Raw genomic sequence first — 24,093 nt, forward strand, 5'->3', positions numbered from 1 at the left:
GACCTTGGCGAGAGCAAAGCAGAAGCGCCGGAGCGGCCGGCCGCGTCACCAGAAGCTTTGCGGGTCGATGTCGATCGACAGCCGAAGGTTCGCGGGTGGCCTGATCTGGCCCACCCATTCGGCCAGCGCGGCTTGAAGCGCCACGCCCTTGGCCGCCTTGACCAGAAGCCGCACGCGGTGGCGGCCGCGGACGCGCGCGATCGGGGCCGGTGCGGGGCCGAACACCTGCGCGCCGATCCGGCGCAGCGGCGCGTCGCGACGGGCCAGTTCGTTGCCGAAGTCGAAAACCGCCTGCACGTCGGGCGACGACAGGACGACCCCGGCAAGCCGGCCGAAGGGCGGCATCCCCGCGGCCTGCCGCTCAGCGGCCTCGGCGCGCCAGAACGCCTCTTCCTCGCCCGAAAGGATGGCGCGGATGACGGGGTGCTCAGGCTGGTAGGTCTGCAGAAGCGCCAGCCCCGGCCGTTCGCCCCGCCCCGCCCGCCCCGACACCTGCCGCATCAACTGGAACGTGCGCTCGGCGGCGCGAAGGTCCGATCCCTGCAACCCCAGGTCGGCGTCGATCACGCCCACGAGCGTCAGGAGTGGGAAATTGTGCCCCTTGGCCACAAGCTGCGTGCCGATGATGATGTCGGCGCCCCCGCCGGCGATCTCCACGATCTTTTCCTTCAGCGCCCGGGCAGAGCCGAAAAGGTCCGACGACAGGACCGCGACCCGTGCCTCGGGGAAGCGTTCGGCCACCTCCTCGGCCAGACGTTCGACCCCCGGCCCGACCGGCGCGAGGCGCCCCGCCACGCCGCAGTTCGGGCAGGTCTCCGGCATCGGCCGGGTCTCGCCGCACTGGTGGCAGACCAGGCGCTTGAGGAAACGATGCTCCACCATCCGCGCGTCGCAGTGGTCGCACCCGATCTGGTGGCCGCAGGCCCGGCAGATGGTGACGGGGGCATAGCCGCGGCGGTTCAGGAACAGGAGCGCCTGTTCCCCCGCCTCGATCCGGGCGCGGACGGCCCCGGCCAGCGTCGGGCCGATCCAGCGGTTCGGTTCCAGCCGTTCGGCCCGCATGTCGATCGCCCGCATCTCGGGCAGTTCCGCCACCCCGAAGCGCGATGTCAGGTCGATGCGCGCGTATTTCCCGGCCTCGGCATTGACCCAGGTTTCCAGGCAAGGCGTGGCAGAGGCCAGCACCACCTGCGCATCGCACAGGGACGCCCGCAGCACCGCCATGTCGCGCGCGTTGTAGAGTGCGCCGTCCTCCTGCTTGTAGGAGGTGTCGTGTTCCTCGTCGACGACGATGAGGCCGAGGTCGCGGAACGGCAGGAACAGCGCCGACCGCGCGCCGACGACCAGCCCGACGCCCCCCTCGCCCGCCATCCGCCACAACCGGCGGCGTTCGGTCTGGGTGACGCCGGAATGCCATTCGCCGGGTCTTGCGCCAAATCGGTCCTCGACCCGCGCGAGGAACTCGGCGGTCAGCGCGATTTCCGGCAGGAGAACCAGCGCCTGACGGCCCTGCCGAAGGCACTCTGCCACCGCCTCCAGGTAGACCTCGGTCTTGCCCGACCCGGTGACGCCCTTCAACAGCGTGGTTCCATAGCGGCCGGACGCGACGGCCGCGCGCAGGCGGTCGGCAGCCGCCGCCTGGTCCTCGGCCAGCGCCTTGCCCGCAAGATCGGGGTCGAGACGGGGATAGGGAAGGTCGCGCGGCGCCTCCTCCTCGGCCACGACGCCCTGCTTCACCAACCCCTTGACGACGCCGCTGCCGACGCCAGCAAGCCCTGCGAGTTCGCCGAGCGTGAAGGCCGCGCCGCCGTAATCGTCCAGCACCGCCATCACGCGGGCGCGGGCGTCGGTCAGCCGGTCCGGCGCGGCCCAGCCCTTGCGGTAGACCTTGCGCGGTCCCGGCGGATCGGCCAGCCCCGGCGCGCGGGTCGCCAGCCGCAGCATCGCCGGCATCGGCGTCAGCGTGTAGTCGGCCGCGCGCTCAAGGAAGACGCGCATCGCCCCACCCATCGGCGCTGCGTCCAGCACGCGGGTCACGGGCCGGATCTTCGTGGGATCGAAGCCGCCCTCCCCCGGCCCCCAGACGACGCCGAGAACAAGGCGCGGGCCCAGCGGCACCTCGACGAAGGCGCCCGCGAAGCAGCCGCCGGCCGGGGCGCGGTAGTCAAGCGCGCGGCCCAGCGGTTCGGTCGTCAGCACCGCGACGAGCGCGCCCTCGTCAAAAAAATCCGCCTCAGCCATGCCGCGCGCCCGTCATGGGTTCCGAAGGGTGACGGCATGCGCTAGAAGGGCGCCCGACACCAGCCGCCAGTCCGGGGACCGCAGCCATGAAATTCTTCGTCGATACCGCCGATACCGCCGCCATCAGGGAACTGAACGACCTTGGCATGGTCGATGGCGTGACCACCAACCCCTCGCTGATCCTGAAATCGGGCCGCGACATCCTGGAGGTCACGAAAGAGATCTGCGACATGGTCTCGGGCCCCGTTTCCGCCGAAGTCGTGGCCACCGAGGCCAAGGCGATGATCGCCGAAGGGCTGAAGCTTTCCAAGATCGCGCCGAACATCGCGATCAAGGTGCCGCTGACCTGGGACGGACTCACCGCCTGCAAGGCTTTCGCATCCGAGGGGCTGAAGGTCAACGTCACGCTCTGCTTCTCGGCCGCGCAGGCGATCCTTGCGGCAAAGGCCGGCGCCTCGTTCATCTCGCCCTTCATCGGCCGGATCGACGACATCCACTATGACGGGACCGACCTGATCGAGGATATCCGCATCATCTACGACAACTACACCTACTCCACCGAGATCCTCGCGGCCTCGATCCGGTCGGTCAATCACGTGATCGACTGCGCCAAGATCGGCGCCGACGTGGTGACCGCGCCGCCGTCGGTGATCAAGTCGATGGCCAATCACGTGCTGACCGACAAGGGTCTGGACCAGTTTCTGAAGGACTGGGCAAAAACGGGGCAGAAAATCCTGTAGGACGGTGTATAGTCCCTGAAAAACCAGTCTGATCGGGCAGATAAAGGGACGGACATGTCGGAAAGCGCCGCCATCGCAGCGGAGTTGCGCGCCAGGATCATGGCGGCGCCGGAAGTGATCCTTGAGGACCGCGACCTGATGCGCGCGCTCATCTCCGCCAACGAGCGGGCGATGGGCGCCAACATCGTCGACCTGCGCGGCATCGCGATGGAGCGGCTGGAGGCGCGGCTCGACCGGCTGGAGGATACCCACCGCAGCGTCATTGCGGCCGCCTATGAAAACCTCGCAGGCACCAACCAGATCCACCGCGCGATCCTCAAGCTCTTGGAACCGCTCGGGTTCGAGGAGTTTCTGACCTGCATCGCGACCGATGTCGCCCAGATCCTGCGGGTGGATTCCATTCGCCTCGTGCTGGAAAGCGCACAGTCGGGGGAGGTAGCGGCACTTGGCCGCTTCGGCGCGATCCTGGCGGTGACCGAACCGGGCTTCATCGAGGCGTACATGCGCGGTGGACGCCCCGCACCCATGCGCCCCGTCGTCCTGCGCCCGGTCCAGCGGGAGCTTGCGGCCCTTCATGGCGAGCGTGCGGACTGGATCGCCTCCGAAGCGCTCCTCCGGCTCGACCTCGGGGCGGGGCGGATGGCGGGGATGCTGGTGATGGGCTCCGAGGACCCCGAACAGTTCCGTCCGAGCCATGGCACCGACCTTCTGACCTTCTTCGCCGGCGTTTTCGAACGCGCGATGCGCCGGTGGCTGGGCTGAGGGAAGGCGGATGGGCCTGATGCTGTCCGCCGCGCTGCGCGATGCGATGGCCGGGTGGCTGTCGCACCTGAAGGCGCTGGACGGGGCGTCCGCGAACACGCTGAGGGCCTATGAGGCCGACGTTTCGGGATTTCTCGCCTTCCTTGCGGCCCACCATGGCGAAAGCCTGGGTGTCGCCCGCCTCGCAGCGGCTTCCCAGACCGACATGCGGGCCTTCCTTGCCCACACGCGCGGTCGCGGCGTCTCGGCCCGGTCCGCGGCGCGTATCCTGTCCTCGGTCAAGGGGTTCATCCGCTGGCTGGCGGAACGCGAGGGGTTCGATCCGACCGCGGTGCTGTCGGCCAGAAGCCCGCGCTATCAGCGCAAGCTGCCGCGCCCGCTGTCCGAGGATGCCGCGCGCGCCGTCATCGGCACCGTCGCCGACATGGCGCGCGAGGACTGGATCGCGGCCCGCGATGCGGCGGTGGTGACGCTGCTTTACGGCTGCGGCCTGCGCATCTCCGAGGCGCTGTCGCTGACCGGGGCCGAGGCGAGCCTGCCCACGGTCCTGCGCATCCGCGGCAAGGGTGGCAAGGAGCGGATCGTGCCTGTCCTGCCCGCGGCACAGGCGGCGGTCGCGGACTATGTCCGGCTTTGCCCCTTTCCGCTGGCCGGGGAACCTGCGTCCCCCCTTTTTCGCGGCGCGCGGGGCGGGGCGCTGAACCAGCGCCTGATCGCGCGGTCGATGGAACGGGCCCGTGGCGCGCTGGGGCTTCCCGCCAGCGCGACCCCCCATGCGCTGCGCCACAGTTTCGCGACACATCTGCTGGCGGCGGGCGGCGACCTGCGCGCGATCCAGGAACTGCTGGGGCATGCCTCGCTGTCGACCACGCAGGCCTATACCGCGGTTGACACGGCACGGCTGATGGAGGTCTACGAAAAGGCCCACCGGCGTGCCTGAGCGGTTGCTTCAAGTCCCGATTTGCGCCAAGAGGGACCGATGAGTTCCAGCATCAAGGCCCTTTTCGTTCATCTGTTCACCGCAACCGGTGCGGTCCTTTCGATGCTGGCGATGCTGGCCGCCGCGCAAGGCAAGTGGAGCCTGATGTTCCTCTGGCTCGTTGTCGCGCTGATCGTGGACGGCGTCGACGGCCCGCTGGCGCGACGCTACCATGTCAAGACCGAGTGGCCGACCTATGACGGGGTGCTTCTCGACCTCATCATCGACTATCTGACCTATGTCTTCATCCCGGCCTTCGCGCTTTTCCAGTCGGGGCTTCTGCCGGGCTGGACGGGCTGGCTTGCGATCATCGTCATCACCTATGCCAGCGCGATCTATTTCGTCGACACGCGGATGAAGACCAAGGACAATTCCTTTGCCGGTTTTCCCGCCTGCTGGAACATGGTGGTCCTCGTCCTTTTCGCGCTGGAGCCGAACTTCTACCTGATGACCGGGATCATCGTCATTCTGGCCGCAACGATGTTCACCAATCTGAAGTTCATCCACCCGGTCCGGACCCAGCGCTGGCGCGGCCTGTCGCTGCCGATGGCGCTGGCCTGGACGGGGTTTGCCGGATGGACCGCCTGGTTCGACTTCGTGTCGGGCGCCCTCGCCCACTGGGGCCTTGCGATCACCTCGATCTATCTTCTCGTCGCAGGCGTGGCGCAGCAGGCAATCCCCGAACGCAACTGACGACGCCTCCGCGTCAGAGGCGCGTGACGATCACGCCCGCGGCGATCATCGCGACCGAAAGCGCCTTGGCGGGCGTCATCCGTTCTGCGAACAGGAGCCAGCCGATCAGCACCGCGAACAGGATCGAGGTTTCGCGCAGCGCGGCGACAAGCGCGATGGGCGCAAGCGTCATCGCCCAGACCGCCACCGCATAGGACCCGTAGGAGGCAACGGCGGCGGTGCCGCCCGCGGCCCAGACGCGCCAGTTCGGCGGCAGGGCGGAACGCCCCCGCAGCCAAAGCATCGCCACGGCGAACAGCGCGCCGTCCACCGCGAAAAGCCAGCCGACATAGACGGTGGAGCCGTCGGCCAGGCGCGCGCCGATCCCGTCGACCAGGGTGTATCCCGCCGTCGCGCAGGCGGACCCGAAGGCGAAGGGCAGCATGCGAAGCGATTCCCCGCTGGTCCAGACGCCGCGCGCCAGCAGCAGGATGCCCGCACCCAGAAGAAAGATCCCCGCCGTCTCGGCCGCGCTGACGCTTTCGCCCAGCCAGATCGCGCCCACCGCAAGGGTGATCATCGGCGCGGTCCCTCGCGCGAGCGGATAGACCCGGCTCAGGTCGCCGTGCTCATAGGCGAAGGTCAGGAAGAGCTTGTAGGCGGTGTGGATCGCGCCGGAGGCGAGGATCCAGGGCCAGACCCTCGGCTCCGGCACTGGCCAGGACAGCGCGATGGCAAGGCCGATGATACCCTGCACGCCGGACAGCGCCATCATCGTCGCGATGCGGGACGCGCCGATCTTGAGCAGGGCGTTCCAACCGGCATGCAGAACCGCCGCGCCAAGAACGCTGAAGAAGATGAAAAGGCTCATGCCGTCCCTCGTTGCGCAAGCGGTAGCGCCCCCGAGGCGCGGGCGCAAGGAACGCGTCGGGATGTCAGAGCAGGAGCGAGCCCGCCCCTTCGTGCCGGAGCAGCGCCACCTTGGTCTCGATCCCGCCGGGGGCGGAAAATCCGCCCAGCCCGCTGGCGCCAAGGATGCGGTGGCAGGGCACGATGATCGGCACGGGGTTGGCGCCGCAGGCCTGGCCGATCGCCTGCGCGGGGGCGCCAAGGGTTTTCGCCAGGTCGCCGTAGGTGCGGGTTTCGCCGAACGGAATGGCCAGCATCGCGCGCATGACATCGCCGCCGAGGCCGGGGACGAATGCGACCGGCAGGTCGAAGGCACGCCGGGTGCCAGCGAAGTACGCGTCCAGCTGGCGGGCGGCCTCGGCCAGCAGGGGCGTCGCATCCTCCCCCTCTCCGCCCCAGCGCAGGCGGGTGATGCGGCCGTCCTCCTCGGTCAGGGTCAGGCGGCCATAGGGGCTCTCAACGCTCAGGTCCGGCATGGCGGCAGGGTGCGCCACCTTCCGGTCGCGGTCAAGAAGCCGGGGCCGCCTTCGAGGCCGACCCGGCCCGCGGCCCTGCGCCCGGCCCCGGTTCGCCCCGGGGCCACGGCGCGCGTGGTGTCAACCGTTCCCGGCCAACACCTCGTCACAGCGATGGCAGGTGCCCGCGTGCTTGTGGCTGCCGACATCGGGCAGGATCTTCCAGCAGCGCTGGCATTTCTCCCCCTCGGCGGCCTCGAAGACCACGCCGACGCCCGGCACCTCGGGCAGGCGGAACGCCTCACCGGGGGCGGGGTCGCCGGTCAGCACGATGGCGGAGGTGATGCAGAGATCGGCGAAATCGACCGACCTCAGCGCTGCCAGAACCTCGGCATCCTCGACATGCACGACCGGAGCCGCCTCGAGCGAGGCGCCGATGACCTTGGCCGTGCGCTGGATCTCCAGCGCCGCCGTCACCACGCGGCGGACGCGACGGACGTTGTCCCACTTGCGCGCCAGCGGCTCGTCCAGCCAGTCGGCCGGGGTTTCGGGCATGTCGACAAGGTGCACCGACGAACCCTCGCCGGGGAAGCGGCACAGCCAGACTTCCTCCATCGTGAAGACGAGGATGGGCGCCAGCCAGGTCGTCAGCCGGTGGAAAAGGATGTCGAGAACCGTGCGCGCCGACCGGCGGCGCAGCGAAGTCGGCGCATCGCAGTAAAGCGCGTCCTTGCGGATGTCGAAGTAGAGGGCCGACAGGTCCACCGTGCAGAAGGTGAAAAGCGTCTGGAACACGCCCTGGAAGTCGTAGGCCGCATAGCCCTTGCGCACCATGTGGTCCAGTTCCGCCAGCCGGTGCAGCACCCAGCGTTCAAGTTCCGGCATCTCCTGCGGCGCGACCCGTTCGCCCTCGGAGAACCCGGAAAGATTGCCCAGCAGGAAGCGCATGGTGTTGCGCAGTCGCCGGTAGCTGTCTGCCGTCCCTTTCAGGATCTCCTTCCCGATCCGAAGGTCCACGGTATAGTCCGACTGCGCCACCCACAGGCGCAGGATGTCGGCGCCGTATTCGCCGATGACCTCTTGCGGGGCCACGGTGTTGCCCAGCGACTTCGACATCTTCATGCCCTTTTCGTCGAGCGTGAAGCCATGGGTCAGGACGCCCCGATAGGGCGCGCGGCCCTTGGTGCCACAGGCTTGCAGCATCGACGAATGGAACCATCCCCGGTGCTGGTCGGTCCCTTCGAGGTAAAGGTCCGCCAGCCCGTCCGCCGTCCCGTCCGGGCGGTCGCGCAGGACGAAGGCGTGGGTCGATCCGCTGTCGAACCAGACGTCGAGGATGTCGAACACCTGCTCGTAGTCACCGGGGTTGACGATGCCGGACAGGAACCGCTCCTTCGCGCCTTCCACATACCAGCAATCCGCGCCCTCGGCTTCGAAGGCGGCGGTGATGCGGGCGTTGACCTGCGGGTTGCGCAGGAGGAAATCGGCGTCCGTGGGTTGCGCGCCCTTCTTCACGAAGCAGGTCAGCGGCACGCCCCAGGCACGCTGGCGTGACAGCACCCAGTCCGGCCGCGCCTCGATCATCGAATGCAGGCGGTTGCGGCCCGTCACCGGGGTCCACTCGACAAGCTGGTTGATCGAGTTGAGCGCCCGCTTCCTGATCGTGTCGCCATAGGTCGACATGCCGTCGTCGAGGCTCTTGTCGATTGCCACGAACCATTGCGGCGTGTTGCGGTAGATCAGCGGGGCCTTCGACCGCCAGGAATGCGGGTAGCTGTGCTTGATCTTGCCCTTGGCGAACAGGGCGCCGGCATAGGCGAGTTGCTTGATCACGCTGACGTTCGCCGGGCCTTCCTTGCCATCGGGCAGGATGATGTGCTGCCCGCCGAAGAGCGGCAGCGAGGAGCGGTAGGTCCCGTCCGGCTCGACGTTGTAGGTCATCTCCAGCCCGTGGCTGTCCTTGAAGCGGAGATAAAGTTGATAGTCGTCGTCACCGTGCGAGGGCGCGGTGTGGACAAAGCCCGTGCCCGCGTCATCGGTGACATGGTCGCCGGGGAGCATCGGGACGTCATAAATCCATTCCTTGGTCGGTTCGCCGTTCTCGTCAACGACGCCGCGGAAGGGGTGGGACAGTCGGACATGGCGGAGAAGCGCGGACGGCACGTCACAAAGTCGCTTGTGTTCTTCAACGCGTGCAGCGGAGAAGATTGAGTCTGCCAATTTGTCCGCAACAACGACGATCTCACCGACTTTCGCTGTTGAGTTCTCAGCGAGAGACACGACCTCGTAGGCACCGTAGGAAATCTCTGGATTGAAGGCGACTGCCCGGTTTTGCGGAATTGTCCAAGGCGTGGTCGTCCAGATCAACACAGAGGAATACTGCAATTTTGCCGCGAGCCGATCTAGGTCAGTGCGTTCAGTCTCGGAAAGTAGCCTGTCGGTGGAAAGTTCCGCGACCTCCCAAAGAAACCGCACCCAGATCGTGTGGCTCGTATGGTCGTGATACTCGACCTCCGCCTCGGCCAGCGCGGTCTTCTCGACCGGCGACCACATGACGGGCTTGGACCCCTGGTAGAGCGAGCCGTTCATCAGGAACTTCATGAATTCCTCGGCGATCACCGCCTCGGCGTGGAAATCCATCGTGAGGTAGGGGTCGGCCCAGTTGCCGGTGACGCCCAGGCGCTTGAACTCCTCGCGCTGGATGTCGATCCAGCCTTCGGCGAACTTGCGGCATTCCTGGCGGAAGGCAACGGTCTCGACCTCGTCCTTGTTCAGACCCTTGGCGCGGTACTGCTCCTCGATCTTCCATTCGATGGGAAGGCCGTGGCAGTCCCAGCCGGGGACGTAGCGCGCGTCGCGGCCCATCATCTGCTGGGACCGTACCACCATGTCCTTCAGGACCTTGTTCAGTGCGTGGCCGATGTGCAGGTGGCCGTTGGCATAGGGCGGGCCGTCATGGAGGGTGAAGGGCGTCCGCTTCTGTCCATTCGGGCCCGTCTTCTCGCGCAGGCGGTCATAGACGCCGATCCGTTCCCACCGGGCCAGCCAGTCAGGTTCGCGCTGCGGCAGGCCCGCGCGCATGGGAAACTCGGTCTCGGGCAGAAAGACGGTGTCGCGGTAGTCGGGGGCGGTCTTTTCAGGCGTGTCGGCGCACATCTCGGACGTCCTTGGCAAGGGGATCGGATCAGGGGCGGCGCGATCGGTCATACGCCTTGTCCCGGCGACTGAAGGCTCAGCGCGCCGGGCAGCTAATTCGAATGATGATCGCGGATATGCGCCTCATGGCCGGGGCTTATACGAAGGCCGGTTCCGATGGTAAAGGGGCGCGGCAAAGCGTCCCTTGCATCGCCACCGCTTTCGGGCGCAGGAAAGGGGCGAAAGGAAAGCCGATGCCCATCCCGCCCCGCTTCGAGATCACGCCGGAAGAGATCGAGACGGTCGTGACCGAATTCTACGCGGCGATCCGGGAACATCCCGGCCTTGGCCCGGTCTTCGCCGTCCACGTCAAGGACTGGCCCGCGCACGAGGCGAAGATCATGGCCTTCTGGCGCAACGCGATCCTTTTTGAGAAGGGCTATGACGGCAATCCGCTGGCCGTTCACAAGGCGGCGGGGAATGTCCGGCCCGGCATGTTCGACCCCTGGCTGGGCCTGTTCGACAGCGTGCTGAGGCGGAACCTGAAACCGGAAACCGCAGCTGCTTGGTCGGCCCTAGCCCACCGCATCGGACAGGGCCTGCGCTACGGCGTGGTCGAGGCGCAGAAATTCGGCGACGGCGTGCCGAAGCTGCGCTAATACTTTCTCGCGGAGGGCCTGTAAGGTCCAAGCCCCTACCCGCCACATTTAGCTGCACGATACCGCGCCCGCAACAGCAATCCCAGCTCGCCTCGCGCACTCAGCCAGTGTCTATTGAGAATTCTTTATTGAGAAATGCTCAATCGCCGTTGCACACGTCACAGATAGCAGCCTCTGACGTGACCACACCCGCGAAGATTGGGAATGGGTTCTTGCAGTGGAGACAGACTGCATAGCTGCCATCGGAAAGGCTATCTTCATCGGTCTCCCGCATTCGCTGCGCCGGCGCGCCTTTGCGCGTTGTCTTTTTATTCATTGTCTAACCTTTTCGATCTGCTTGGAATCACCATGCCGTGGAAATGCGGCGAAAGTCTGGCCTGCCGCGCGAAGCAAATCTTGCAGTTGTGCGCGCCAACTAGCCGTCAGCCACTTCAGCGCTTCAATTCTACCCGCGGCCGTCGGGAACTGCCTGACCGGCTATTCGCCGGCATCCCCGGCCTGCCGCTGCGCGACCCAGCGGTTCAGCAGGCCCAGCCCGATCAGCGCGAGGCCGAGCGCCAGAAGCGAGAACACGCGGGTCAGGCCGGTCAGCCCCGAGATGTCGATCAGGAACACCTTGGCGATGGTTAGTCCGATCACCACCATGGCGCCGCGGCGCAGGGTGGCCGAACGCCTGGCCAGCGACTGGTAAAGCAGCCCCGCGCCGACCGCCATCAGGGCCAGCGTATAGCTGTAAAGCTCTCCCTGCAGGACGCCCGGAACGCTCAGGTCGCGGCCCTGCCAGAGCCGGCGGATTTCGAGCCCCGCATAAAGCGCGACAAGGGCGACCCCGGCGGCGCCAAGCGGCAGACGCAGGTCCCTTGCCAGGTGCCCGAGCCGCGTGAGCGCCAGAAGCAGCAAGAGGCCCGGCACGCCATAGGCGAGGAAGAGCGTGTCGAGGATCGGCGGGCCGAGAACGTCATTGCTGGCCCCGCCCATCAATCCGGAGAGCGGGTTCGCGACGAGCGTCGCGTAGGCGAGCCCGCCCGCGGCCAGAAGCCCCGCGACCACCGCGATGGCCCAGCGCAGCCAGCGCAGGGCGCCGCCCAGCTGGACGCGGTGCAACTGCGCCAGCATGGTGATCAGCCAGGGAAGCGCGTTCAGCGTCAGCCCCCAGTGGGACAGCAGATAGGCGTCATCCGCGCCCTCGCGCGTCAGCCAGCGCAGGATCAGGACGTTGGCGAAAAGCGCGGCATAGCCCGCGAAGGCGCTTTCCAGAAAGACCTTTGCCGTCTTCCGGTCGAGATCGCGCAGAAGCTGCAGCGCCGCCCCGGCGGCGGCGACCGCGCCCGCGTAGGCGGCCAGAACCTCCCACAGCGCGCCGCGATCCACGGCCCAGTCCAGCCCCGGGTCAATGACCAGCCGCCAGGACAGGACCAACGCAGCGGCCTGGATGAACCAGCCCATCTCGGGCAGGCGGAAGCGGCGGTCAAGTGCTGCGGCGGTGACGATCAGCACGCCGAGCGCAAGCGTCAGCGCCCCCTTGGTCAGGATCAGGAACAGCGCCAGCGCAATCAGCGACAGCGTGGACAGCGTGGCATAGGCGGCGCGGCGCCTGTCCTCCCCGTCCGCGGCGGCGAAACGCAAAGCCATCGCCGCCATGAGGGCCGCCAGCGCGATCACATGCAGCGCCCAAGGGTAGGCGCCCAGAACCGCCGACGGTGCCCAGAACAGTTCCAGCACTAGCGCGGCGAGGGGGGCGACAAGCGCCGCACCGGCCGCCCAGGCTGCGCGCCATGGGCCGGTGCCGCCGCTTGCCCGCGCCGCCGCCAGGGTGATAGCCGTCGCCATGGCCAGGATGAAGGCTGCGGTCATGGGCGCGGAGGTTTCCGGCTCGCGCAGGACGATGGCGCGCGAGGTGTAGTCGGCGGCGAGCGGCCAGCGGTCCAGCCCCTCGAACCCGAGTCGGATCAGGAAGCCAGCCGCCGGCACCGCGGCCAGGTCCGAAAGCGCCGGCGCACCCTCGGCCCAGAAGATGAGCGCCAGCGCGAGGGCCGCAAGGCACAGGAGCGCCAGGCTGCTTTCCGCGTCGTTCTGCGTGTCGAGCAGCACCAGCCACAGGGTCGAGACGATGACGGCGCCCGCGGCAAGAAGGGTGGGAAAGATCGGCCAGCCCGGCGACTTCGACACCAGTTGCGAGATCATCATGCCCTGATGGTCGGGCAGGAACGCACGGGCGGGAATGCAGATGGCCAGCCCTGCAAGGGCAACGAAGGTCAGGGCCGCCCAACCCGCCCCTCCGGTGCCTGCAAGGACCAGCCAGCTTCCGCCGTAGCCGAGCACCACCGCCAGCACCGAAACCCAGGCCCAGCGGCGGATCGTGTCCACCGTCAGCCCGATCGCGGAGAGGATCGCGTAGTAGCCGTAAAGCCAGTAGGGCGTTTCGCTTTCCCCGCCGACAAGGAAGGGCGCGGCGGCCGCGCCGACCAGACCCACGGCTGCCAGGAAGGGGCCGTGAAACCAGCCGAGGACGACGGCGAGGGCGGCCGTCAGCAGCAGCCCCGCGAAGGCTGTCTCGGCACCGATCAGGTCATAGAGCTGTCGCGCCGCCAGGATGCCCGCGAAGATCGAGACCAGCCCTGCACCCGCCAGGGTCGAAGGCACGTAGGCCGTGACGTCGCCCACGCTGTCGCCCCAGCGGCGGCGCACCCATTCGCCCCCCGCAATCAGCGCAAGGCCGAAGAGGATCGCACCAGTGACACGGGCGGCCGGCGGCAGCAGCCCCTTCTCGATGCCGTACTGCACGAAGAAGACGCCGGCGAGGGACAACGACAGCGCCGAGACGACGTAGACCCAGTTCGCCACGATCCAGTTGCCCAGAGGCGAGACGCGCTGTGGGCCGACCTCTCCCGGCCGGAGGCGGACAAGCCCCGCCAGGGCATCGGCATCCCTTGGCTCCGACCACGGCCCGGCGAGGGTTTCGGGTCCGGCGTCTGTTGGTGTCGCAACCGTGGCGTCCGCTGCGGCGGGGGCGGGTTCGGGTTCGGGCTCGGCGGTCACGAAGCCCGGCTTCGGCTCGGCCGTCGCGGGGGGCGGTGCGGCCTCTGCCGCGCGCGGCGGCACTTCGGCCCGGCGTGGCGCCGCCCTGTCGCGCTGCATCTCGAGCAGACGCGCCTCGAGCGATTCCAGGCGCCGCCTCAGGCCGGAGACGGACACGAAGAGGACGACAATCGAAACCGGAATTCCAAGCACCAGCCCGATCGCGATCAGACCCAAGGCGATCTCGATATCCATCCCGTCCCTCCCCGCGCGCCGGCTTGTTGGGCTGTCAGCCTATTGATAGCGGAAACGGAGGCTCGGGGAAGTCAGGATTTTTCGGTGCCCGAACCGCCGAAAAGACCGGCCAGCCCGCGGCTGACCAGATTGGTGATGCGCGGCTTCGGCAAGACGCGAAACGGCATCGGCCGGCACAGCTCCATCGCCGCGACCCCGACGCGGGCGGTGAGCGCGCCGTTGATGACGCCTTCGCCGAAGCGGCGCGACAGCTTGGCCAGGATGCCGCCACCCGCGACCGACTGCACAAGGTCATCGCCGACCGCGACGGCGCCAGTGGCCACCAGATGCCCCAGCACACGCCGCAAGAGCCGCCAGCCACCGAAGGCGCCGGTGCGTCCGCCGTAGATCTCGGCGATGCGCCGGATCATGCGCAGATTGGCGAACAGCGCCGCGGCGACATCCGCAAGTGCCAGCGGCACGATGGCGGTGACGGCCGCGACCTGCCGGGCCGACGCCTCGATCTCGGTCCGCGCGGCCTGATCGAGGGGACCAAGCAACTCCGTCTCGGCCAGGCCCAGAAGCGTATCGGCATCGAGGATGTCGGGCGCGCGCTCCTTCAGCCGCGCCAGCCCCCAGGCAGCGTCCTCGCGCCCGGAATAGAGCGCCTCGATCCGGGTAACGACGGACTGCGCGGCCCGCAGATCCGCCGTCGCGATGGCCGCATCGACCGCGCGCGAGAGACGGTCGATCCGCGCCAACCGAAGGTAGGCCGAAAGCTCCCTCAGCGCGGCCAGCACCAGGGCCAGGACGAACGCGCCGATCAGCAGCGTTGCGATCCAGCCCAGCACCGGGTTCGCAGCCAGAAGCCCCTCGACAAAGCGCCAGGCCGCGACCGAGGCCATGAAGAGGACCAGCGCCGAGGCGGTGGCCAGAAGGAAGCGGCCGGTTGCCGAGGCCCGGCCACCGGCGACGGCCATCGCCCGCACCATCGCCCGGCCTTCGGCGGGATCGTCGGGCACCGGCGGTGCGGACGCCGGGTCCAGCGCGGCGGGGGCTTCCTGTTCGATCAGGACGGGTCGTTTCATGTCGGTGTCCCCCCCATTGACGCAGGGAACAACCCGGACGGGTACGCGATCACCCGCATCACAGAAGATCCCCGATCAGGAATTCGGCCGCGCGGTCAAGCCGGATATGCGGCGGCCCTTCACCCGGGCGCAGGACCAATCGCGCCGGGGCGAAGGCCATGACGGCATAATCGGCGTCCAGCCAGCGTTCGGCCCCGTCATGCGCCTCTGCCAGCATGGCGGCGGGGCTGTCGGGCAGTTCGCCGGGGAAAAGTGCCGCCTCTCGCCCGCTGTCGAGAAGCCGGCCGCGCACGCAGTCCACGGCCTCGCCGCCGCGCTGATGGGTTTCCTCCACCGTGGCACGCAGCGCGGCGATCGCCATCGCGGCAGTGTCGGCGCCGGCGAAATCGGCCCGGTCGCGCGCCGACCGCAGCAGCCCCGACAGGAAACGGGTCAGGGGCGCGTGCTGCGAATGGTGCAGATGGTCGGCCTTGGTCGCGGCGAAGAGGATGCGTTCGACCCGCCGCCCCCCGATCAGCGCCGCAAGCCAGCCGGGCCTGCCGGGGCGGAAGGCCCGGAGCACGCCCTCCATCGCGCCGCGCAGATCCTCGACCGCGCGCGGGCCGGAGTGGATCGCGCCCAGCACGTCAACGAGGACGATCTGCCGGTCGATCTTCGCGAAATGGTCGCGGAAGAAGGGGCGCACGACCTTGGCCTTGTAGGCCTCGAACCGGCGCGACATCTCGTGCCACATCGACCCGCGCGGGGCGGCGTCGGGACGGGGCAGCGGGGCGAATGTCAGGACGGGCGAGCCCTCAAGCTCTCCCGGCAGGAGAAATCGGCCCGGCGCGCAGTCGGAATAGCCCGACGCCTTTGCCGCCGCGAGGTAATGCGCGTAGCTGCGGGCGAGGTCCCTTGCCGCAGGCTCCGCGAAGGGCGCGGCGGGATCGAAGTCCGCCAGCGCCTGCCGGTATCCCGCGGCCTCCGCTCGCGGCGCGATGCGTGCCAGCACCTCTTTCGACCAGTCGGCGAAATCGACCTCCATGAGCGCCAGGTCAAGAAGCCACTCGCCCGGATAGTCGACGATGTCGATGTTGACCCGCCGTTCGCCACTCAACGCAGCCAGAAGCCCCGACGGCGCCACCCGCAGCGACAGGCGCAGTTCGCTGATGGCACGGGTGCCCTCGGGCCAGTGGGGGTCCGGGCCGGTCAGCGCGGCCAGATGGCTTTCGTAGTCGAAACGCGGCACGGTATCGTCCGGCTGCGGCTGGAGGAAGGCGGCAAGGACGCGCCCCTCGGCCGCCGCGCGCAGCCCCGGCATCCGGCCGCGGTCAAGCAGGTTCGCCACCAGCGCGGTGATGAAGACGGTCTTGCCGGCCCTCGACAGGCCCGTGACGCCAAGGCGGACGGTGCGCGCGCCACGCCCCGCCGTCAGCCCCTGACCCAGGGCTTCGGCCCGGGCGGCCAGATCATCCACGAAAGCGCCGATACCCACAGCGGCTCCTTTTCCCGACAGTCCCAACATAGACGCGGGTTCGCGCCAGCGGTAGGGGCGTTGCCAACGGCGGGCCGCCGCGCTAGGTCGGGCCATGCCCCGTTTCGCGCTGAAGATCGAGTACCACGGCGGCCCGTTCGCGGGCTGGCAGCGACAGGCCGGCCAGCCGTCGGTACAAGCCGCGGTCGAGGCGGCGCTGGCGCGGCTCGAAGCCGACGTGCCCTCCATCGTCGCGGCGGGACGCACCGATGCGGGCGTCCACGCAACCGGCCAGGTCGCCCACGCCGACCTCGCACGCGACTGGGACCCGTTCCGCCTGATGGAGGCGCTGAACCACCATCTGCGGCCCGCGCCGGTCGCGATCCTGACCGCGGCGCGCGTCGATGACGATTTCCACGCGCGCTTTTCGGCGACCGAGCGGCGCTATCTGTTTCGGCTGATCGAGCGGCGGGCGCCGGTGACGCATGACGCCGGTCTTGTCTGGCAGGTGCGCGGCCCGCTCGACCTTGAGGCGATGCGCGAAGCGGCAGCGCATCTGGTCGGGCGGCACGACTTCACCACCTTCCGCGCAGCCCTTTGCCAGGCGAAGAGCCCGGTAAAGACGCTCGACGAAATCACCATTGAGGCGCGCGCGATCCCGCATGGGCGGGAGTACCGCTTTCACCTGCGCGCCCGCAGCTTCCTGCACAACCAGGTCCGCTCCATCGTCGGCACGCTTGAACGGGTGGGCGCGGGCAGCTGGCACCCGGACGAGGTGCGCGCCGCGCTTCAGGCCCGCGACCGCGCCCGTTGCGGGCCGGTGAGCCCGCCGCAGGGCCTTTATCTGACCGGCGTCGGCTATCCGCAGGACCCCTTCGGCTGAAACGCAGCGCAGCGCAATGGTGCCCGGTCAGGCGTTCAGGTCCTTCAGCAACCGCCCGTGCTTCCTGACTTCCGCCAGCAAGTCGCCGAAGGTGCGGATGCCGCGTGCCCGAAGCATCGGCAGGAGCTTGAGGAATGCATCCGCCGTTGCCAATGTGTCGCCGATGGCGGTGTGGCGGGCCTCTTCCGGAATGGTGATGCCCAACCGATGTGTCAACGCGTCCAGGCTGTGGGTTTCCCCCTGCCCGAAGACGACGGCGGACAGCAGCACCGTATCGAGGATTGGGTGATCGAAGCGCGCGCCGATTGCGGCCTCATGCCGACGCAGGAATTCCATGTCGAAGGGGGCATTGTGAGCGATCAGCACCGCACCTTCGGCGAAGTCGTGGAAACGCCGGCCGACCTCTGCAATCGCGGGGGCGTCGGCCACCATCGCCTCGGTAATGCCATGCACCTCGGTCGCGCGGGGCGGGATCGAGCGGCCGGGGTTCACCAGCAGGTCCAGCACCTCGCGCTCGACCCGGCGTCCATTGACGATGCGCACCGCGGCGAGTTGGACGATCTCATCGCCCTGGCTGGGCAGCAGGCCCGTGGTCTCGGTGTCGAAGACGACGTAAGTCAGGTCGGAAAGCTCGGCCTCCATCACGGCGGCGCTGCGTGCCTTTGTCATCAGGTCGAAGTCGTAGACCACGCTGCGCGCGATCGGTGCGGGCCGTCGCGCCGCCCGGCGGGCGTCGCGCAAGGGCAGGCGGATCGCGGCCCGGCCGCCGGGGCGCCGTTCCGGCCAGCATTCGGTCGCGTGGGTGTCAAGCACTGTGCGGCCGGTCACGCCAGGAGCCGCGGAATCGATGGGCCGGGCGAGCCACGCTTCGAGCAGGCCGACCGGAACCGGCCCGCCCTGCCAGACCAGGTCGAGAACCGCACCGGCGCCATCCTCGGCCAGGACCAGATCGAAGGATCGCGCCCCGGTTCGTTCCGCCGCCGCCTCGGCCAGCCCGGCGACAAGCGCGACGATCTCGAACCCGTCGCAGCGCAGGATCAGGTCGGCGACATCGGCCGAGACCGCCAGCCCCGCGGCCTCGGCCCGGGCGCGCAGGGAATCGGCCAGGTCGGCCGCACGGACAAGGGGCAAGGGCCACCACCCCGCGCGCTCGGCATCATACCGCGCCGCCAGATCGTTGATGGCGCGGACAAGCGCGGCCACCTCGTGCATCATCGCCGCCGACACCTCGGGCGCCTCGCCCGCTTCGGCGATCACGCCGACGGCGGTGTGGAGATTGGCCGCGGGCCGGCGGATGCGGTCGAAGACCTCGGCCAGAAGGCGTTCCCGCGCGGCATGGGCCGCGAGGTCGCCGGTGACATCGCGCAGGGTCAGCACATAGCCGCCCCCCGCGGCAAGGCGCATCCGCGCCGCCAGCACGCGCGCCCCGTTCACCGTGGCGCAAAGGAGGTCGGAGGCCGCGTCCGGATCGCCCGTCGCGGCCAGACGGTCGAAGGCCTGGCGAACCGGGCCCTCACGCAGATAGGCGAAGACCTTGCGGTCAAGGCCGGGTGCCGCGCCCGCCGCCAGCAGATCGACGGCCTGGCCGTTGTAGAAGGCAAGCTGGTGATCGGCGGAACAGAGGAGCACGCCCACCGGCACATCGGAAAGCAGGGTTTCGAGCCGCGCCTTCTCGTCGGCCAGCCGCACCGTTTCCCGCTGCACCGCCTCTGCCAGCGCGTTGCGCGTCACGGCCAGCGTTTCGGTCACGGCGGCGGCGGCCGGGGCGAGGTCGCCCAGATAGCGCGCCACCCGTTCATCCAGAAGCGCGCCGCCCGCGTGGGCCTCGGCGCGCATGCCACCGGCGATGCGCCCGATGGCGCGCGCCACGTTCTCGTCGAACAGGAACCAGACCCAGGCGGTCGCGCCAAGCACCGCGAAACCCGCGATTGCCCCGGCCACGATGAACGCGGAGGCCGGCCCGGCCGCGTCAAGCCGTGCGAAGCCGACCCAGAGGCCGAGAGCGATCGCGGCCACCGCCGTGGCCGCCAGCAGGGCGAAGAAGAGAAATATCCTGAGCCGGAGGCTCAGTTTCTCAAGCATCGCCTGCCCCCGCCTCGCCCGCGACCAGGCGTTTGAGTTCCTCGCGCAGTTCCTTCAGTTCGAAGGGCTTGGCGATGAAGCCGTCGGCGCCAAGCGCAAGTCCCTTGCGCCGTTCCATCGCCGAACCGCGCGCCGTCATCATCAGGATCTTCACGCCGCGCAGGTCCGGATCCATGCGGATGTCCTGACAGATCTCGTAGCCCGACACCTCTGGCAGCATCACGTCGAGAAGCACGACGTCGGGCCGGTCGGCGCGGATGCGGGGCATCGCGTCGGCGCCGTTGGCCACGCGGTCGTGGGCATAGCCTTCCCGCGTCAGCAGATAGTCGAGCGCAATGGCGATGTTGTCTTCGTCCTCGACGACCAGAACCCGGGGTTTCACCGCGCTGTCCGCCATCTCACCCTCCGTTGCAGGCCGCTGCCAGAAGTTCGTCGCCGGGTCCCGGCGTCACCCATTCGGCGCCCTCGATCGGGCCTTCACTGCCCGGCGCGGCGTTGAGGAACACATCGGCCCGCCGTCCGCCCGCGCAGTCGAAAGCGACCGGCAACCGCTCCGTCCGGCCCCAGCGGGCGACGACGAGGACCGGCGCGACGAATTGGTCCGGCGCGGTCTCCGAGTGGACGGCGGACCCCAGATCGACCGCCACGAAGCGCTTCGTCAGCGGGAAGATGTAGGTCCAGGGCTGGTAGGGGACGGTGTCAACGGGCGCGGCCACGATGCGGACACTTTCTGGCAGCGCCGCGCGGATGCGTGGATACCACGTGTATTCGTTCCAGACCGAAAACGCGATCATCGCCGCGCCCGCGCTGGCGGGCACCAGCCACTTGGGCAGACGGCCGCGCGATACCCAGCGGAGGAAGAGCAGCACGCCCGCCACCCCGAACCCCGCCGCCAGCATTGCCAGTAGATCGTAGGCCATCGTCCATCCTATCCCAGCATGCCCTTGCCCTGACCGATCGCCGACTGCATCGTGCGCACGACGACGAAGGCGTCGCGCAGGTGGCTGCGTTCGAAGTCCGAAAGGTCTGAGGGGGCAAGAAAATTGTCGGGCTTGCGGCCGGCCCGGATGTTGCGCGCCTGGTTGGACAGGCGCGTTTCCGCGATCAGGTCGTAGGCTTCGGTCAGGTCGCGCGCGCCCGACGCGGAAATCACCCCCGCCTCTGCCGCTGCCAGAAGGCGGGCACGCGTGTTCACCGCGGCAAGGCGCCCCTGCAGCGCGTAGACGCGGGCGAGGTCCGCGACCGGCACAACGCCGTTGTGCTTCAGGTCGATCTGGTTGCGATGCTCGCCCGAACGAATGGTCGCAAACCCCCTGAGCAGCCCCAGTGGCGGCGTGTGCTTGAGCGAGTTCGAGACCATGTGCGCAACGAAGATCGAGTTGCGGGAAGCCGCCTCCAGCGTCTCGGCCTGAAGCTCTCCGAACAGGCTGGCGGCGCCGCCGATGGGGCGCAGATCGAACATGACCGAGGCCAGCATCTGCGCCTCGGGGTTGGGCGTGGCGATCCAGCCGCGGAAGTAGTCGCGCCAGACGCGCACCGGCTGGCACCAGCGCGGATTGGTCGCCATCATGTCGCCAGGGCAGAAGACATAGCCGCAGGCGTTGAGCCCGTTCGAGACGCTCTCGGCAAGTGCCCGGAAATAGGCCATGTCGTCCGCCGTCACGGCATCGTCGATCATCAGGCAGTTGTCCTGGTCGCTGACGCCGGTCTGTTCCTGCCGGCCCTGGCTGCCGCAGGCAAGCCAGAGATAGGGCACCGGCGGTGCGCCAAGTTCGGCCTCGGCCATCGCCAGAAGGCGGCGCGTGACCGCGTCGGCGATGTCGGTCACAAGCCGGGTGACGACCTCGTGGGCGTTGTTGCCGCCGACAAGCTGGACCAGAAGCGAGGGGATGCGCGCCGTCACCGCGGCCATGTCCGCGACGCTGGCCGCGTCGGCCAGGTCGCGGATGAGAACGGCCGAGGACAGCGCCTGGAACCGCGTCAGGTCGGTCTGGGTGATCATGCCCGCGAAGCGGCCGCCCTGCACGATGGGCAGGTGCCCGATGCGACGTTCGAGCATCAGGTGCAGGATGTCGGTCCCGAGCGCATCGGGCGTCAGTGTCACCGGATCGGCGGTCATCACTTCTGCCACCGGAACCGCACCGTCGCGCCCCTCGGCAAGAACCCGGTGCGAGAGGTCGCGCGTGGTGACGATGCCCAGAAGCCGCCCCTCCGCATCGGTCACCCCAAGGCTCGATACATGGGCCTCGCGCATCTGCCGCGCCGCTTCGGCCACCGGGGTGTCGGGCCGGCAAGCGACGGGCTTGCGCGCCATCAGGTCCGAGACCTTGCGCGCGCTCAGGTCATTGGCGCGCGCCTCGCTGCCGCGCGATCGGTTGAAGAAGCGTTCAAAGGCCGGGAAGCCGGCGGTCAGGCGCCGCAACTCTGCCGCCGGAAGGAGCAGAAGGCTGCTGTCCTCGGTCGTTCGCGCGGTGGTCACGGCCAGTCCGTCGCGCATCAGGCCGCGTTCACCGAAGGAGTTGCGCGGGCCGAGAAGAGAAACCAGGCCGCCGTTGCGGTCCAGGATCTCGACCCCGCCATCCTCGATCAGGAACAGGCCCGGCAGCGGCTCGCCGAAGACATAGACGTCGGTTCGCGCGGGCATTTCCCTGCGGCTGAAGGAACCGGCGACGCGCGCCAGTTCGTCCCGCGGCAGGCTGTCGTAGGGATGAACGGTTGCGAGGAACGCGGCGATCTTGTCAATGCTGTCGCTCAACCGAACCTCCTCGAAACGGGGTGGCGCGCCCCCTTTCGGGGACGCGCCGAAGGATGTCGCTCAGTGGTGGGCGGCCGCGCCCGCACCCTTCGGGATGCGGATCGATTCCACCAGGTCCTGAACCTCTGCCGGCGGTTCGGCGGTCATCGAGGAGACCACGTAGGCCACCACGAAGTTGACCAGCGCGCCGACCGTGCCGATCGAGAGCGGCGAGATGCCGAAGAAGTGGTTCGCGGCCGTGTTGGCATACACGTTCGTGCCGGGGATGAAGAACCAGCCCAGGTAGAGGAAGATGTAGACCGCGGTGAACACCAGGCCGGCGAGCATGCCGAGGATCGCGCCCTGCTTGTTGATGCGCTTCGAGAAGATGCCCATCATCAGAGCCGGGAAGATCGTCGCCGCGGCAAGACCGAAGGCCAGGGCCACCACCTGCGCCGCAAAGCCCGGCGGGTTGAGGCCAAGGTAGGTGGCGACCACGATGGCGAAGCCCATCGAGATACGGGCCGCCAGCAGTTCGCCCTTTTCGCTGATGTTCGGGTTGATCGAACCCTTGATCAGGTCATGCGACACCGCCGAGGAGATGGCGAGCAGAAGGCCCGCAGCGGTCGAGAGCGCCGCCGCCAGACCGCCCGCGGCGACAAGCGCCACGACCCAGCCCGGAAGAGCCGCGATTTCAGGGTTCGCGAGAACCATGATATCGTTGTCCACCTTGGTCAGCTCGTTGCCGACCAGGCCAAGCTCTGCCAGCGACTTGTCGCCCAGCTTCGCTTCGGCCAGCGCGGCGTCGCGCGCGGTGGTCGCCTCGGTCACGGCCGCCTCGAGTGCTGCCTTGTCGGCATCGGCCGCGGCGTCAGCCAGGGCCTTCGACGCGTCGGCCAGCGCCTTGTTCGCCGCCGTCACGGCTGCGGGTTCGTTGAAGTACTGGATCATGCCGTCGCCGTTCTTGTCGGCGAAGTCCAGAAGCCCCGTCGCCTTCCAGGTGTTGATCCAGGAAAGTTCCGGTTTGCCGTCGATGTCGGCCAGCGACAGCGCGGGCGCCGAAAGCGCCGAGCCGGTCGCAGCGCCGGGCCAGAAGGTCGTCGTCAGGTTGAGACGCGCCATCGAGCCCACGGCCGGAGCAACGGTGTAGAGCAGCGCGATGAACACCAGCGCCCAGCCGGCCGAGGAGCGCGCGTCGGCGACCTTCGGAACGGTGAAGAAGCGGATGATCACGTGCGGCAGGCCGGCGGTGCCGATCATGAGCGACATGGTAAAGAGCACCATGTTGAACATGTTCGTCGAGTCGGCGGTGTAGGCGGTGAAGCCCAGTTCGGTCACGACCTGGTCAAGCTTGGCCAGCATCGAGACATCGCCACCCTGCGGCGCATAACCCCCGATCAGGCCGAGCTGGGGCAGGAAGCTGCCGGTCAGCTGGAGCGAGATGAAGATCGCCGGGATGGTGTAGGCGATGATCAGCACGACATACTGCGCCACCTGGGTGTAGGTGATGCCCTTCATGCCGCCGAGAACCGCGTAGGCGAACACGATCGCCGCGCCGATGTAGAGGCCCATGTCGGTCGACACTTCGAGGAAGCGCGAGAAGGTCACGCCGACACCGCGCATCTGGCCGATAACGTAGGTGACCGAGATGACGATGAGGCAGATGACCGCGACAAGCCGCGCGGTGCCCGAATAGAAGCGGTCACCGATGAACTCCGGCACCGTGAACTTGCCGAACTTGCGCAGGTAGGGCGCAAGCAGAAGCGCAAGAAGCACGTAGCCGCCGGTCCATCCCATCAGGAAGGCCGACTGCTGGTAGCCGCCCGCGCCCGACAGCGCGATGATCCCCGCCATGGAGATGAACGAGGCCGCCGACATCCAGTCCGCGCCCGTCGCCATGCCGTTCATGATCGGGTTGACGCCGCGGCCTGCGGCGTAGAATTCCGCGGTCGAACCCGCGCGGGCCCAGATCGCGATCCCGATGTAGAGGGCGAAGGTCGCGCCCACCACGATCAGGTTGAGGGTAAACTGATCCATTGTCCCTGCTCT

Annotated in this window: 18 protein-coding genes; 6 read left to right on the forward strand and 12 right to left on the reverse strand. The window is 68.4% G+C overall.

Annotated elements, in window-relative coordinates:
• Nucleotides 1-45 precede the first annotated feature (45 nt).
• The gene (locus N5I32_RS10590; protein WP_261495574.1) at nt 46-2,241 is read right to left on the reverse strand and encodes a primosomal protein N'; all 2,196 of its coding nucleotides are present in this window, start codon (nt 2,239-2,241) and stop codon (nt 46-48) included.
• Between the two features lie 86 nt (nt 2,242-2,327).
• Between N5I32_RS10590 and fsa the strand changes: the two genes are divergently transcribed.
• From fsa to N5I32_RS10610, 4 genes are read left to right on the forward strand one after another with little or no spacing between them, the layout of a single operon-like run.
• Nucleotides 2,328-2,981: a fructose-6-phosphate aldolase gene (gene fsa, locus N5I32_RS10595; RefSeq protein WP_261495575.1), complete on the forward strand. Its 654-nt coding sequence runs from the start codon at nt 2,328-2,330 to the stop codon at nt 2,979-2,981.
• A 54-nt stretch (nt 2,982-3,035) separates the two neighbouring features.
• Entirely contained in the window at nt 3,036-3,743 is a 708-nt protein-coding gene (locus N5I32_RS10600) for a DUF484 family protein (protein ID WP_261495577.1), read from the forward strand.
• Nucleotides 3,744-3,762: 19 nt separating this feature from the next.
• Complete coding sequence (locus N5I32_RS10605; protein WP_439648193.1) at nt 3,763-4,683, forward strand: tyrosine recombinase XerC; 921 nt, start codon at nt 3,763-3,765, stop codon at nt 4,681-4,683.
• Nucleotides 4,684-4,722: 39 nt separating this feature from the next.
• Complete coding sequence (locus tag N5I32_RS10610) at nt 4,723-5,415, forward strand: CDP-alcohol phosphatidyltransferase family protein (protein ID WP_261495579.1); 693 nt, start codon at nt 4,723-4,725, stop codon at nt 5,413-5,415.
• A 13-nt stretch (nt 5,416-5,428) separates the two neighbouring features.
• On the opposite strand, the gene N5I32_RS10615 is transcribed toward N5I32_RS10610, so the two are convergent.
• The 3 genes from N5I32_RS10615 to ileS all read right to left on the reverse strand — a co-directional run bounded on the left by N5I32_RS10615 (nt 5,429) and on the right by ileS (nt 9,914).
• On the reverse strand, nt 5,429-6,265 hold the full coding sequence (locus tag N5I32_RS10615; RefSeq protein WP_261495581.1) for an EamA family transporter: 837 nt from the start codon (nt 6,263-6,265) through the stop codon (nt 5,429-5,431).
• A 64-nt stretch (nt 6,266-6,329) separates the two neighbouring features.
• Entirely contained in the window at nt 6,330-6,779 is a 450-nt protein-coding gene (locus N5I32_RS10620) for a methylated-DNA--[protein]-cysteine S-methyltransferase (protein ID WP_261495998.1), read from the reverse strand.
• Between the two features lie 120 nt (nt 6,780-6,899).
• The gene (ileS, locus tag N5I32_RS10625) at nt 6,900-9,914 is read right to left on the reverse strand and encodes an isoleucine--tRNA ligase (RefSeq protein ID WP_261496000.1); all 3,015 of its coding nucleotides are present in this window, start codon (nt 9,912-9,914) and stop codon (nt 6,900-6,902) included.
• 233 nt (nt 9,915-10,147) lie between these two features.
• Between ileS and N5I32_RS10630 the strand changes: the two genes are divergently transcribed.
• A complete protein-coding gene (locus tag N5I32_RS10630; protein WP_261495582.1) occupies nt 10,148-10,552 on the forward strand; it encodes a group III truncated hemoglobin in 405 nt (134 codons plus the stop codon).
• Nucleotides 10,553-11,029: 477 nt separating this feature from the next.
• Here the strand turns inward: N5I32_RS10630 and N5I32_RS10635 are convergent, their stop codons facing one another.
• From N5I32_RS10635 to N5I32_RS10645, 3 genes are all read right to left on the reverse strand, one after another.
• Entirely contained in the window at nt 11,030-13,825 is a 2,796-nt protein-coding gene (locus N5I32_RS10635) for a DUF2339 domain-containing protein (protein ID WP_261495583.1), read from the reverse strand.
• 71 nt (nt 13,826-13,896) lie between these two features.
• Entirely contained in the window at nt 13,897-14,892 is a 996-nt protein-coding gene (locus tag N5I32_RS10640) for a YcjF family protein (RefSeq protein WP_261495584.1), read from the reverse strand.
• 58 nt (nt 14,893-14,950) lie between these two features.
• Nucleotides 14,951-16,366: a YcjX family GTP-binding protein gene (locus tag N5I32_RS10645; RefSeq protein ID WP_439648186.1), complete on the reverse strand. Its 1,416-nt coding sequence runs from the start codon at nt 16,364-16,366 to the stop codon at nt 14,951-14,953.
• A 94-nt stretch (nt 16,367-16,460) separates the two neighbouring features.
• Between N5I32_RS10645 and truA the strand changes: the two genes are divergently transcribed.
• Nucleotides 16,461-17,228: a tRNA pseudouridine(38-40) synthase TruA gene (truA, locus tag N5I32_RS10650; RefSeq protein WP_261495585.1), complete on the forward strand. Its 768-nt coding sequence runs from the start codon at nt 16,461-16,463 to the stop codon at nt 17,226-17,228.
• A gap of 27 nt (nt 17,229-17,255) precedes the next feature.
• On the opposite strand, the gene N5I32_RS10655 is transcribed toward truA, so the two are convergent.
• The 5 genes from N5I32_RS10655 to N5I32_RS10675 are packed head-to-tail and all read right to left on the reverse strand — an operon-like array spanning nt 17,256 to nt 24,081.
• Nucleotides 17,256-19,310 (reverse strand): exonuclease domain-containing protein, encoded by a 2,055-nt coding sequence (locus tag N5I32_RS10655; RefSeq protein WP_261495586.1) that lies wholly within the window; start codon nt 19,308-19,310, stop codon nt 17,256-17,258.
• A complete protein-coding gene (locus N5I32_RS10660) occupies nt 19,303-19,707 on the reverse strand; it encodes a response regulator transcription factor (protein ID WP_261495587.1) in 405 nt (134 codons plus the stop codon). Before N5I32_RS10660 ends, N5I32_RS10655 begins: the two co-directional genes overlap by 8 nt.
• Nucleotide 19,708: 1 nt before the next feature.
• Nucleotides 19,709-20,230 (reverse strand): hypothetical protein, encoded by a 522-nt coding sequence (locus tag N5I32_RS10665; RefSeq protein WP_261495588.1) that lies wholly within the window; start codon nt 20,228-20,230, stop codon nt 19,709-19,711.
• 8 nt (nt 20,231-20,238) lie between these two features.
• Nucleotides 20,239-22,065 (reverse strand): DUF294 nucleotidyltransferase-like domain-containing protein, encoded by a 1,827-nt coding sequence (locus tag N5I32_RS10670; RefSeq protein ID WP_261495589.1) that lies wholly within the window; start codon nt 22,063-22,065, stop codon nt 20,239-20,241.
• A 60-nt stretch (nt 22,066-22,125) separates the two neighbouring features.
• Nucleotides 22,126-24,081, reverse strand: coding sequence for a sodium:solute symporter family protein (locus tag N5I32_RS10675; protein ID WP_261495593.1), 1,956 nt, complete (start codon nt 24,079-24,081; stop codon nt 22,126-22,128).
• Between the last annotated feature and the right edge of the window lie 12 nt (nt 24,082-24,093).

It is taken from the genome of Albidovulum sediminis, assembly GCF_025380365.1.
Taxonomy (GTDB): Bacteria; Pseudomonadota; Alphaproteobacteria; order Rhodobacterales; family Rhodobacteraceae; genus Albidovulum; species Albidovulum sediminis.